At 75.2% G+C, this 12,724-nt stretch carries 7 protein-coding genes; 4 read left to right on the top strand and 3 right to left on the bottom strand.

Going from position 1 to position 12,724, the window contains the following annotated elements:
* Nucleotides 1–185 precede the first annotated feature (185 nt).
* A complete protein-coding gene (locus tag ACIP82_RS02925) occupies nt 186–515 on the bottom strand; it encodes a hypothetical protein (protein WP_400650176.1) in 330 nt (109 codons plus the stop codon).
* A 406-nt stretch (nt 516–921) separates the two neighbouring features.
* On the opposite strand from ACIP82_RS02925, the gene ACIP82_RS02920 reads away from it, so the two are divergent.
* The 3 genes from ACIP82_RS02920 (at nt 922) to ACIP82_RS02910 (ending at nt 6,858) form a co-directional block, all read left to right on the top strand.
* On the top strand, nt 922–1,956 hold the full coding sequence (locus ACIP82_RS02920; RefSeq protein ID WP_400650173.1) for a hypothetical protein: 1,035 nt from the start codon (nt 922–924) through the stop codon (nt 1,954–1,956).
* A gap of 118 nt (nt 1,957–2,074) precedes the next feature.
* Nucleotides 2,075–3,934 carry an HSP90 family protein gene (locus ACIP82_RS02915; RefSeq protein WP_363604292.1) on the top strand — a complete coding sequence of 620 codons (1,860 nt, stop codon included), beginning with the start codon at nt 2,075–2,077 and terminating at the stop codon, nt 3,932–3,934.
* Nucleotides 3,934–6,858: a hypothetical protein gene (locus ACIP82_RS02910; protein WP_400650170.1), complete on the top strand. Its 2,925-nt coding sequence runs from the start codon at nt 3,934–3,936 to the stop codon at nt 6,856–6,858. Before ACIP82_RS02915 ends, ACIP82_RS02910 begins: the two co-directional genes overlap by 1 nt.
* Before the next feature lie 192 nt (nt 6,859–7,050).
* Here ACIP82_RS02910 and ACIP82_RS02905 read toward each other — a convergent pair whose 3' ends face one another.
* Nucleotides 7,051–8,367 carry a carbohydrate-binding protein gene (locus tag ACIP82_RS02905; protein WP_400650167.1) on the bottom strand — a complete coding sequence of 439 codons (1,317 nt, stop codon included), beginning with the start codon at nt 8,365–8,367 and terminating at the stop codon, nt 7,051–7,053.
* Nucleotides 8,368–8,648: 281 nt separating this feature from the next.
* Here ACIP82_RS02905 and ACIP82_RS02900 point away from each other — a divergent pair, with 281 nt between their 5' ends.
* A complete protein-coding gene (locus ACIP82_RS02900) occupies nt 8,649–10,739 on the top strand; it encodes an NB-ARC domain-containing protein (protein WP_400650164.1) in 2,091 nt (696 codons plus the stop codon).
* A 20-nt stretch (nt 10,740–10,759) separates the two neighbouring features.
* Here the strand turns inward: ACIP82_RS02900 and ACIP82_RS02895 are convergent, their stop codons facing one another.
* Nucleotides 10,760–12,409 carry a translation initiation factor 2 gene (locus ACIP82_RS02895; protein ID WP_400650162.1) on the bottom strand — a complete coding sequence of 550 codons (1,650 nt, stop codon included), beginning with the start codon at nt 12,407–12,409 and terminating at the stop codon, nt 10,760–10,762.
* Nucleotides 12,410–12,724 lie beyond the last annotated feature (315 nt).

Here is a 12,724-nt window from a genome sequence, read left to right as displayed (position 1 = left end):
GCTTCGGCTCGCTCGGCTCGCCGTCGGCGGGTGTCCGTGTCGGCATCCGGAGCCGGCGCCGGAGTGCCGTGACGCCCTGAGGCCAGCCCGGCCGCGCCCCGGCCGAGCCCGGTACGCCCGTCGGTCGGAGCCCTCGCCGCGCCCGCCGCAACTGCGTTCACCTGCAAGGAGGTTGGGTTTCGGCCTCAGCGGCAGGTGGGCAACTCGGGCAGGCCCAGCGCCAACCAGGAGTCGGCCTCGCAGTGTCGAAGCCGCCATCCCTCCAACGTCCCACCCGCCTCGGCCAGTTCGAGGCAGGAGGCGCGCAGTGCGGCCTCGGCCTCCAGCAGGCAGCCGGCCGTCACGAACACCACCGCGTCCACCGCGTCCGCCGTCACCCGGATCCGGGCGTGGTCGAGTCGGGCCGGCCCCCGGAGCCCGCGCTCCAGCCCGTCCCGCACGGCCGGCGCCGCCACCGGACCGCCGGGCCGCGGCCGCCCATCCGGAGTGTCCAGATGGATGCGAATCGCGTACATGCTCCACAGAGTGACGGATCGCCGGCCCGGCCGGTCGCGCCCGCCGCCGTCACAAATCTGCCTGGCAGCAACATGTCACCGTAACGCGTGGGCGGGTGGCCTTCACTACCGTGGTCACGCGGCCGACCGGCTTGCCTCCCCGCACGGTTCGCGCACCGGGCCACCTGCGTCCCCCCGGGCCACCCGCTTTCCCCCGTCACGCCCCGGCCTCCTCCCCGCCACACCCCAGCCCCTTCCGCGATACCACCCGGCGGTATGCCCATCGGCGGTGACCTGGGCCGGAGCACCGGTCGGGAGGGCCGGGGCTGCCGGGCGGCGGGTCGGCGGCGCGTGATATGTACTGCGTCTGGGGTGGCCGGCGTGCGGCCATGCGAAAGATGCCAATGATGTTCGAGGGGGCCACACCATGCCGCTTTTCCGACGCCGCTCCGACGAGGACGCTCCGGAGGGTCGGTCCGGCCGGTGGGGGCTCGGATTCGGCAGACGGACCGCCTCCGGTACCACCGCCCGCGGCACCGTCGAGCCGGTGCTGGACCAGGCCCTCGGCGACGAGGAGCTGCGGCTGATGCTGGCCCAGGCGGCCGCGGGGGACTGGGTCGCGCTGGGCCCGGCGCTGGCCGCCGTCGAGGACGCCACCGAGCTGACCCGGATCCTGATCGCGCTGTCCGAGGTCGGCGGCGTCGAGGCGTGGACGGACAGGGCCGTCGCCGCCGAGCCCGGCGACGCGCTGCCGCTGCTGCTCTCCGGAGCCCGGCACGTCTCCTGGGCGTGGGAGGCCCGCACCCGGGCCCGGGCCGCCCATGTGACGGAGGAGCAGTGGAAGCTGTTCCACCAGCGGCTGGAGACCGCCGAGGAGCAGCTGTTCGAGGTGGCCGAGCGCGAGCCGAGCTGGCTCGCCCCCTGGTACTTCCTGCAGATCAGCGCCCGCGGCGCCTCGCTCGGCCGGGACGTCGCCCGGTACCGGTTCGAGGCCGCGCTGCGCCGCCACCCCGGGCACCTGGCCTCGCACAAGCAGCGGCTCCAGCAGCTGTGCGCCAAGTGGGGCGGCTCGCACGACCAGATGCACGAGTTCGCCCGCGCCTCGATGCTCGCCGCACCCGAGGGCAGCCCGCTCGGCGAGCTGGTCGCCCTCGCGCACCTGGAGCGCTGGCTGGACCTCGCGGACGGCGAGGACCACGCCTACCTCACCAGCCCGGCCGTCCGGGCCGAACTGCACGAGGCGGCCCGGCGGTCCGTCCTGCACCCGGCGTACCCGCGTCCGCGCGGCTGGCAGAGCGCCTACAACACCTTCGCGATGGCCTTCTCGCTCGCCGACGAGCGGGAGACGGCGCACACCCTGTTCGAAGCGCTCGACGGGGCCGTCACCGACTCGCCCTGGGGCTACCTGGCCGGCGACCCCGTGGCCAACTTCCGCGCCCACCGCGACCGGTGCGCCCGCTAGGACCGCCACCCGAGCTGCCCGACCTGGTACCGCCCGCCCGAGGCCGCACCCCGGCCCCGCCCCGAACGCCTGCACACCCCCGAACACCTCCACACCCACGCGAGCGAAAGAGCCTCCGGTGTCCCCATCCGAGAACCCGACGAGTGCGCACACCTTCCAGGTGGACCTGCGCGGCCTGGTGGACCTGCTCTCCCACCACCTCTACTCCAGCCCCCGGGTCTACCTGCGTGAACTCCTGCAGAACGCGGTGGACGCGATCTCCGCCCGGCAGGCGCTCGACCCGGCCGCGCCCGCCCGGATCACCGTCGTGGCCGGCGACGACCTGACCGTCACCGACACCGGCATCGGCCTCACCGAGGCCGACGTCCACACCTTCCTCGCCACCATCGGCCGCAGCTCCAAGCGCGACGCCGAGGGCCGCCTCGACGGCGCGGGGCTGGCCCGGGCCCGGGGCGACTTCATCGGCCAGTTCGGTATCGGCCTGCTGGCCTGCTTCGTGGTGGCCGACGAGATCACCGTCGTCACCCGCTCCGCCGCCACCCCGGACGCCCCCGTCATCGAGTGGCGCGGCGGCTCCGACGGCCGCTACACCATCCGCACCCTGCCGCCGGAGGCCAAGCCCGAGCCCGGCACCACCGTCCGGCTGGCGCCGCGCGCCGACGCCGCCGAGTGGACCCGCTCCGACCGGGTCCTCGCGCTCGCCCGGGACTTCGGCAGCCTGCTCCGCCACGAGGTGACCGTGGTGGACGCCCGCGGCACCGCCACGCCCGTCAACCGGACGCCGCCGTGGGCCGACCGACACGGCTCCCCGCTGGCCCGCCGCGACGCGCTGGCCGAGTACTGCCGTGCCACCTTCGACTTCACCCCGCTGGACACCATCGAGCTGGACCTCCCGCTGGTCGGCCTGCGCGGCGTCGCCTACGTCCTGCCGGACGCCGCCCCGCCGTCCCGCCGCTCCGGCCACCGGGTCCACCTCAAGGGCATGCTGCTCTCCGACCAGGCCGACGAACTCCTGCCCGAGTGGGCGTTCTTCGTCCGCTGCGTGGTCGACACCGACAGCCTGCGCCCCACCGCCTCCCGCGAGGGCCTCTACGCCGACGAGACGCTCGCCGCCGTCCGGGACGCGCTCGGCGCGCGCATCCGCGACTGGCTCACCGGCCTGTCCGCCAGCGACCCGGCGCTGCTGCACCGCTTCATCGGCGTGCACCACCTCGCCGTCAAGGAACTGGCCCGCTACGACGACGAACTGCTGCGGATGCTGCTGCCGTGGCTGCCGTTCGAGACCACCGACGGCAACGTCACGCTCGACGAGTTCGCCCGCGCCCACCCGGTCGTCCTGGTCACCCGCACCGTCGAGGAGTTCCGCCAGGTCGCCCCGATCGCCGGCGCGGCCGGCCTCGGCGTCGTCAACGGCGGCTACACCTACGACCGCGACCTCGTCCACCGGCTGCCCGAGATCCGGCCCGGCACCTCGGTGGCCGACCTCGACCCGGGGACGGTCACCGCGCACCTGGACACCGTCGACCCGGCCGCCGAACTCGCCGCCTCGGCCTTCCTCACCATCGCCCGCGAGGTGGTCGGCCGCTTCGACTGCGACGTCGCCCTGCGCAGCTTCCACCCCACCAGCGCCCCGGCGCTGCTGCTGGACAACCGCGAGGCCCGGCACGAGCGCACCCGCGCCCAGCTCGCCGAGGAGGCGGACGGGCTCTGGGCCGACATCCTGGGTTCGCTGCGCGCCGAGGTGCCCCGCGCCCAGCTGGTGCTCAACCACCTCAACCCGCTGGTGCGCCGGGCCGCGTCCATCACCAGCCGCGAACTCGCCGTCACCGCCGTCGAGGCCCTGTACGGCCAGGCGGTGCTGCTCACCCGCCGCCCGCTGCGGTCGAGCGAGAGCGCCCTGCTCAACCGGTCGTTCATCAGCCTGCTCGACCACGCCATGCTCGGCCACGAGTCGGCCGGCCCGCAGAAGGAGTCGTAATGCTGGACACCACCGACGCGGTGATGGCCGCCCTGCGGGAGAACGACGCCCGCCCGTACGGCCGCGTGCGGACCGTCACCGCCGAGGAGATCGTCGACGCCGCCGAGCAGTTCGACGACACCGGGGTGCGCTCGATGGCGCTGCTGGAGCTGATGGAGGCGTACGAGTACGACGGCGAGCGCAGCAAGGCCCCGGTGGTCTTCGCCCGGGTGCTGAAGCTCTGGGACACCGATCCGGACGGCTTCGGCGACTGGGCCCGCCACCAGGTGTTCTGGCGCTTCAAGTGGGTGGCCACCGCGCTGATCGGCACGCCCGACGTCCCGCTGGCGGCCGTCCGCCGCTGGCACACCGAGATGCGCGAGCGCTACCGCGCCGCCGGGTACGGCCTCCAGCCTTACTACGCCCAGCGCTTCCACCTCGCCGCGCACACCGGCGTGGACGCCGAGGACGCCTTCGAGCTGTGGGCCGCCCGCCCGCGTACCGAGCTGAGCGACTGCCACGCCTGCGAGATCCGCTCCCAGGCCGCCCACCACCTGCGCGCCGGGGACGACCGGCGGGCGCTGGAGGCCTGGCGGCCGGTCTTCGCCGGCGAGAGCACCTGCGCCGAGGAGCCGTACCTCAGCCACGCCTACGCGCTGCTGCCGCTGCTGCGTCAGGGCCGGCTGGACGAGGCGCGCTCCAGCCACCTGGTCGGCTACCGCTTCGCCCGGGGCAAGTCCGGCATGGCGCGGGCGGTCGGCCTGCACGTGGAGTTCTGCGCGCTGTCCGGCAACGAGCCGCGCGGGCTGGAGATCCTCTCCGAGAACCGCGACCTGTTCGACGTGACCGGCGACCCGATCGGCCGGCTCGACTTCCTCACCGGCGTCGAGGTGCTGATCGCCGGTCTGGCCCGGCGCGGCCACGGCGAGCTCACCGTCAGCGGCCCGCCCGGGGTCTCCTGGACGGTCGACTCGCTGCTGGCCCACCTGCGCACCGAGGCGGACGCGCTGGCGGCCCGCTTCGACGCCCGCAACGGCACCGACGCGGTGGGCGCGCGCCGCCGGGCCCGGCTGGAGCGGGAGCCGCTGCTCGCCGAGCCGCTCGCCCTCGGGGTGCGGGCCGCCGCCTCGCCCGAGCTGGCGGGAGCCCCGGCCGTCACGTCCGCGCCCGCACCGCGCCGCGAGACCGAGCCGGAGCCCGAGGACTTCGCCGCCCTGGTGGTAAGGGCCCGTGAGCTGGACGCCCTCGGCCACCCGGACGCGGACCGGCTCTGGCGGAGCGTCACCGCGCGCTTCACCGCCGAGGACTACGTCCACACGGAGGGCACCGAGGCCGGCCCGGCCGGGCTGCTGCGCGCGGAGATCGCCGAGCAGCGGGCCCACACCGCGCTGGACCGGGACGACTTCGCCGCCGGCAAGGCCGGACTGCTGGAGGCCGCCGAGCTGTTCGAGCAGGAGGGGCTGCTCGGCCAGGCCCTGGTGGTGCGCACCCGCACCCTGGTGGTCGAGCTCGGCGACGTCGAGGGCGTGACGGTGGACTGGCCCGCCCTGGACGCGGCCCTGCACCGCGCCGAGGAGCTGCTGGCCGACGAGAACGGTCTGGCCGCGGACGACTATCTGATCGTCCTTCAGTGCCGGGCCTTCGCCGCCCACCACGACCTGGTGCGGTCGCTGCCGGAGCCACCGGCCGAGGCCGTCGAGCGCTTCGAGACGGCCGTCGCCGCGTACCGGCGGGAGAGCGCCGAGCGCGGCTCGGCCCGGCGCGCCGCCACCGCCCACCAGTACAGCGCGGACGCGGCGGCCCGGCAGGGCCGGCTGGCCGAGGCCGCGGCCGAGCTGCGGCGGACCCTGGAGCAGCTGGACGCCGCCGAACTGCCCTGGCAGACACCGCGGGTGCTCGGTCTGCTGGGCCAGGTGCTGCTCCAGAGCGGCGAGTCCGCCGAGGCCGTGACGGTCCTCCACCGGGCCCTGGCCGAGGCCACCCGGTGGGCGGACGACTCCTACCCGTTCGCGCCGACGTACATGATGCTCGGCCACGCGAGCGCGCACCTCGGGGACACGGGCGCGGCCGTCCGGGCGCTGTCCGAGGCCGCCGCGAGGTACGACCGCAAGGGTGCGGCGGGCGCCGAGGAGGCGGCCCAGGTCCGGCTGCAACTCGCCGACCAGCTGCGGGAGAGCGGCCGGGCGGCCGACGCGGTCGCCGTCCTGGAGTCGGTGCTGCACGACGCCGGCGCGGCGGAGCTGGACGAGCGGATGCTGGCGCAGGTCCGGCTGGACCTCGCCCGGGGGCTGTTCGCGCTGGAGGAGTTCCGGGACTCGGCGGAGGAGTACCTGCGGCTCGCCGACCTCGTCGCGGGCTGGGAGGACCAGCAGACCCACACCGTGGTCGCCTGCGAGGCGACCGTCGCGCTGGCCGAGGCGGGCCGCTGGGAGGCCGCGCACGCCGCCCGCGAGCGCGCCCTCGCCGCCCACGCCAAGGCGCCGCGCGCCGACCAGATGGCCGCCACGCTCCGGGAGTTCGCCCGGCTCACCATGCACGCGGAGGGCCCCGGCGGGCTGGACTCGGCGCTGGAGCGCCTCGTCGAGGCCGACGCCGTGCGGGCGCGGGCCGAGGAGGAGGGCCAGCCGTTCACCGCCTGGCACCAGAGCGGCGCCGCCCACTTCGAACGGGCCCGGGTCTACGCCGTCGCCGGCCGTCACGAGGAGGCGCTGGCCTCGGCTGACCTCGCGATCACCGCCTACGAGGCGGGCGGCGCCGAGGCGGAACTGCCGCGGGCCGAGGCGGTCCGGGTCGCCGCGCTGATCGAGGGCACCGACCTCGGCCGCGTCGACGCCGCCCGGGCCAGGCTCGGCACCGCCATCGAGCGCTGCCGCCGGGCCGACCTCGGGGAGGCGGCCGGCATCCTGGCCAACCTGCGCGACCGGCTCGCCGATTCGCCGTCCTGAGCCGGTTTCCCGTGGCCGTCCCTGCGACCGTTTCCGAGCCCGTGCCGCGGTTTCGCCACCCGGGAATGCGGCACGGCCGCGCGGGGGGTTCGCCCGGTCATGAGAATCGGAGAGATCGATGTGCTGCCCGTCCACGACGCCGTCGGGGTGGAGGCGGCCCGGGAGATCCCCCTCGCACGCGGTTCCGGCCGCTCAGCAGGGGCCGTCGTCGGACCAGACGCCCCACTGGCCACTGGCGGACGGGTTCTCGTTCAGCGTCCACCACTTGGCGTGGTACTCGTGGCTGTTGTAGGAGACCTTGCTGCCGGTGGTGTAGGTGGTGGCGGCGCTCCACGCCGGGTCGGCGCAGGTGCCCGGGCTGGTCGGCGGCGGGCTGGTGGGCGGGGTGCTCGGGCTGGTGGGCGGGGTCGCGCCGGCGAACTTCACGGTGTACTTGGTGAAGTCCCAGTCGTTCTGCGCCACGCTGGAGCAGGAACCGGAGAGCCCGGGGTCGACCGGGCCGGGGCACTGGCGGTCGCGGTTGACGGACCAGTAGGTGTACCGGGCCAGCTTGTGCGCGGTGGCGAAGTCGAGCACGGTCTGGAAGTCCGCCTGCCGGAAGTACTCGGCGGCGTCGGTGCGGCCGTTCATCAGTGAAACGCCCTCGTGCGCGTAGGCGTTGGACTCCGTCCAGCCGAAGGTGGTCTGGAGGATCTGGTTGAACTTGACCAGCGCGTCGGTCTGCGCGGACGCGCCGTTGAAGCCGCCGTCGAACGGCATGATCGAGTAGTTGTCGGGCGTGAAGCCCTGCGACTTGGCCTCGTTGAGCATCTGCTGGCCGAACCAGCCGGTGCCCGCGCTGGTGCCGGCGGTGGTGATCGAGATGTACAGGCCCGGGTTGTTCTGCTGGAGGATCCGGGCGGCGCCGATCTCGTTGTGGATGGCGGCGGAGTTCTCGTACTCCGGCTCCTCCAGGTCGATGTCGATCGCCTTGAGCTGGTACTTGGTGATCACCTTCTGGTACCCGGCGGCGGTCGCCTCGGGCGTGCCGCAGCCCTGGCCGAGCTTGTTGCCGCCGTAGCCGCCGACCGACACCGAGACGTCGCCGCCCTTGGCGCGGATGGTCTGGATCACGGCGGGCATGGTGGTGTCGGTGTCGATCGAGGAGGTGCCGCCCCAGGCCGGGCTACAGCCGCCCTTGTCCAGGATGAAGGCCAGCTGGAAGGCCTTCTGCCCGGTGGCGTCCATCACCGCCGCAGCGTCCGGCGGGCTGTTGTCCTCGGGCATGAGGTACGGCGCGGACGCGTACCAGTTGCTGCCCAGCCCGGTACCCGCGTCGGCGGGCCCGGCCGCGGCCAGCGCCGCCCCGGTCCCGGCGAGCGCGGCGAGCCCGCCGGCCACCAGCCCGAGCACCCCGGCGACGGCCACGGCGGTCCGCCGCCCGCTCCGGCGCCGTCCGGGCCCGGTCCGCTCGGGGGTCTGCTGTCCGAACAGCTGGGGATTCCGCTGTGGGGGAAGAGCGCGTTCCATCGGAAACCTCTCCAGGAAACGGCAGGGGAAGGCCCACCCGCGCCAACTGTGGGGGCGGCGCGCCGGGCTCAACAACCCACCGGCGGGCCGTACTTGCCGTGGGTCCTCACTGGTATAGACCTGTCCGGAAACCGCCGTCAACCCCGTCTTGGTCAAGACCCGCCGTCCCCCCCGGCCGCCGGGGCCCCGGCGTGCGGCCTGCGGTGCCTGACGGTCGGACTGCGTGCGCCGAACCGTGTCGACCGGCACCGTGCCGGACGGTTCGGCCCTAGAGTTGGCGGGTGGCCAAGGAGACGTGGAACAGGGTGGACGGGCAGGCGCGGGCCGGGTCCATCGTGCAGGCGCAGAGCATTGGGCAGCTGCATGTGTACGGGCCGGAGGGGGCGGTGTCGGCCCCGTGCCAGCTGCCGCCGGAGCTGGCGCACTTCGAGGACCGGGCGGACGAGCAGGCTCGGGTGCTGGAGGCGGTGGCGGAGGGGTCGGGGTCCGGGGGCGGGCCGCTGGTGGTGGCGCTGAGCGGGATGGGCGGGGTCGGGAAGACGGCGCTCGGGTTCCGGCTGGCCCGTGAACTGCGGCAGCGGGGAAGCTGCCCGGACGGTGTGCTCCACGTCGATCTGGACGACCTGCGGCGGGACGGCGCGGTCGAGGTCGCCGACGCGCTCGGCGGCCTCATCGGCTCGCTGGACCCGGAGACCGCGGTGGCGCGGAGCTTCGCCGACCGGGCCCGCCAGTACTGGGATCTCACCCAGGACAAGCGCCTGGTGGTCGTGGTGGACAACGCCCAGAGCGGGGCCGAGGTGCAGCCGCTGCTGCCGTCCTCGTCCGCCGGTGTGGTCATCGTGACCAGCCACGGTCCGCTCTACGACCTGGACGGGGCACGGTCGGTGGAACTGCCGATCGGGCCGCTGTCCGGCGAGGACGCGGTGAGCCTGCTGCGCGCGACCGTCGCCGACTCCCGGCTGGTCGCGGACCCGGAGGCCGCCGCCGAACTGGCCCGCCGCTGCGAGGGCCTGCCGGCCGCGCTGCAGGTGGCCGGCCGCTGGGTGCGCAAGCACCGTCACCGGGAACTCCGCCGCCTGGTGGAGGAGTTGACCGCCGAGCTGCACCGGAACGGATTGCCCGTGGTGGAGGCCGTCTGGGACGCCGCGTACGCCGGCCTGGACCCCGACGCGGCGCGGCTGTACCGGCTGCTGCCCCACCACCCGGGGCCGGTGGTCACCGGGCACGTCGCGGCCGCGCTGCTCGGCGTCGGGCTGGAACGGGCCGAGGACGCGCTGGCGGAGCTGGAGACCGCCGGACTGCTGCAACGGCGGCCGGACGGACTGGGCATGCACGCCCTGTTGCGCGGTCACGCCCTGCGCCGGGCCGGGCGGCGGTCCGAGGACGGTGAGGCGGCGGCCGGGCGGCACCGGCTGGTGCGCTGGTACCGGCGGCAGGCGGGCCGGGCCGACCTGCTGGCCGCCGGGCCGAGGCTGACGGTCTCCGGCCCGGTGCCGGACGGGCCCGCCCAGGGCGAGGCGCCGGACGTGGAGTTCACCGACAAGTACCGGGCGATGCACTGGCTGGAGTCCGAGCGGCTGGCGCTCTACGGCTGCGTGCGGATCGCGTACGAGGACGGGCTGGACGCCGACGCGGTGGCGCTCTGCGAGGCGCTCTGGACGCACTTCCTGGACCACCAGCACTACGCGGACGTGACCGACGCCTTCGGCCACGGTGTCGCGGCCGCCGTGCGCGCCGGGGACATCGCCGCGATCGTCCGGATGCGCTGCCAACTCGCCCGCCCGCTCTGGGAAAAGCACCGCTACCAGGAGGCGGCGGAGGAGCTGCGCCTGGCGGTGAACGGCTCCGGGCTGCTCGGCGACGAGCCGCCGGCGCGCAAGCTGCGGGCCTCGGCGATCGAGTTCCGGGGCAAGCTGGCCTCTGTGCAGGGCGACTGGGCCGCCGCCGCACCGGACTTCGAGGCGGCGCGACAGGAGCACCTGGCGATCGGCAACGACTACGGCGTGATGCTGCAGACCTACCTGCTGGGCCGGGCGGCCGTGGGCATGGGTGAACCGGGGCGTGGCGTCGAGCTGTTGACGCAGGCGCACGCCATGGCGACGGCCCTCGGCCGCGAGCGGATGACCTCGCGGACCGGCTTCGAACTGGGCGGGGCACTGCGCCTGGCGGGCCGCCGGGAGGAGGCCGCCCGGCTGTACGAGGCGGCGCTGGCCGGGGCCCGGGCGCGCGACTCCGTCCAGGACGAACTGCGGGTCCTGGAAACGCTGGTGGAGTTCTGCGAGGAGTCGGGGGACGAGGGCGGCGCCGACGGGCACCGGGCCGCCGTGCGGGAGCTGCGCGAACGGACGGGCGATGCGCGGCCGGCCGAGTAGGGCGTTCGCTTGACGCTTCGTCAGATCGGCTGCTGTAGATCGGAGTCGGCGGCGGGCTCCAGCCGGGCGCGGTAGGGTGTGCCGCCGATGCGGCAGATCAGCTCGGTCGGCGGCCAGTGCTCCGGGCCGCCCCCGGTTTCGCTTCCGGCCCAGGCGTGGACGGCGGAGAGCACGGCGGCCGGGTCGGTGAGCCGCACCCGGCCGCCGTCCCGGTGCGGTTCGATCCGGACGGTGAACGGCTCGCCGCCGCGGCGTCGGAGCAGACAGACGGTGGGGGAGAGGACGATCCCCGCGGTCCGGCAGCCGGGGTACTCGGCGAGCATCACGGCGGTCCAGTCCGCGGCCGTCCGGTACTCCTGGTGCCAGGCCGGGGAGGGCGCGCCGACGCGGCGGTAGAGCAGGGCGGCGCTCTCCAGCTGGCGGGTCCCGGCACGCCCGTACTCGGCGGCCCGGTGGTGGAACGGCAGGTCCGTCCAGGTCGGCAGCCGGTCGATGCCGACCTCCCGCCCGTCCACCCGGGCCCGGACCGCGAAGGCCGACGGGGCGGGCGGGGCGGCCGGTGGGACGGGCAGCGGCCGGGGCTGGACCGGGTACGGCGGCGGGACCAGTCCGAGCAGCTTGTAGAGCTCGGGGCGGAGGGTGTCCAGGGACTCCCCGGGGAGGGCGAAGGCGGCCTCGGCGAAGCGGCGGGTGCCGACGGGGGCGTCCGTGGGCGGGTCGAGCAGGGCCGGAGCCGTCTCCGGGTCGGCGAGGTCCAGCTGGGGCACCGCCGCCAGCAGCCGTGCCATCGGGCTGTCCGGCACCAGCTCGCCCCGGCCGTCACAGGCGGCGACCAGGTGCCGGTCCAGCGCCGCCGCGTAGAGCGCCACCGAACCGTGGTCGGTCACCACGGTGTCGGCGGCGACCAGCAGCGCCGCCCACTGCTCGTACGGCCCGGCCAGCACCATGCCCGCGTCCAGTGCGGGCCGCAGCCGGCGGGCGAGGTCCATCCGGCCGGTCCTGCTGTACTCGTTGGGGTGCACGATCAGCGCCAGCTGGAAGGCGTCGTGCGGCAGGCAGGAGGCCAGCAGCGCGGGCAGTTCGGGGCGGCGGGCCAGCAGCGACTCCGGGCCCCAGGTGGAGGAGAGCACCACCAGCCGGCGCCCGCCCGTCCCGAGCGCGGCCCGGAAGGTGTCGCGGCGGTCGCGGGAGACCAGGACGCGGTCGAGGGTCGGGTCGCCGGCCACCATCGCGCGGTCGGTGGCCGCCGGGCACTGGTCGGCCAGCCGTTCGACCTGGGCAGGGTGGGCGAGGGCGTGCAGGGCGGCGGTCGGGCGGCCGTCGGTGAGCAGGAAGGCGGGGTCCAGGCCGGACGGGAGGGCGGCCGAACCCTCGTCGGGGAGCGCCTTGTTGAAGCCCGCGCCGTGCGGCAGCAGCACCTGGTGGCCGCGCAGGGATCCCAGGTCGCCCTTGGGGCTGGCGGTCAGGATCAGATCATGCCGGGACGCCAGCGCCCGGTGCCAGGGCAGGCAGCGGGCGCCGGAGGACTCGACGGCCGCCAGCGCGTCGGTGTCGAACTCCGAGCCGGGGACGAGGGTGAAGCGGCAGCGGACGCGTTCGTCGCCCTCGAAGACCGGGAGGAGGTCCAGCAGCCGGTGCAGCGCGGCCGCCGACCGGACCGCGAACAGCACGTCGGCCACCGCCGACCGGCCCGCCCGCTGGCTGGCTGGCTGGCTGGCTGGCTGGCTGGCTGGCTGGCTGGCTGGCTGGCTGGCTGGCTGGCTGGCTGGCTGGCTGGCTGGCCAGGCTGTGGTATACCACAACTCAGCACCCCCTGTCGAGGGTGCCCGGGCAGCCGCTCGGGGTCCCCGGCGAGGTGGTACGGCGCTGGCATAGGGGCGATGGTAACCGGCCGGGCGGCGCGACGGGCGGGATCACCCGGACCGGAGCCCGGCGCTGCCGGCTCTCCATCTGTCCCCCTCGATCGGACGCCTCGTCAGTACTCC

Origin of the sequence: Kitasatospora sp. NPDC088548, from assembly GCF_044753005.1 — a bacterium.
Lineage (GTDB): Bacteria > Actinomycetota > Actinomycetes > Streptomycetales > Streptomycetaceae > Kitasatospora.
This window is presented reverse-complemented; position numbering and strand designations above follow the sequence as displayed.

Bases quoted from the DNA above. Each gene is read 5' to 3' on its own strand.
- ACIP82_RS02925 (WP_400650176.1), bottom strand. From the start codon at position 515: ATGTACGCGATTCGCATCCATCTGGACACTCCGGATGGGCGGCCGCGG.
- ACIP82_RS02920 (WP_400650173.1), top strand. From the start codon at position 922: ATGCCGCTTTTCCGACGCCGCTCCGACGAGGACGCTCCGGAGGGTCGG.
- ACIP82_RS02910 (WP_400650170.1), top strand. From the start codon at position 3,934: ATGCTGGACACCACCGACGCGGTGATGGCCGCCCTGCGGGAGAACGAC.
- ACIP82_RS02905 (WP_400650167.1), bottom strand. From the start codon at position 8,367: ATGGAACGCGCTCTTCCCCCACAGCGGAATCCCCAGCTGTTCGGACAG.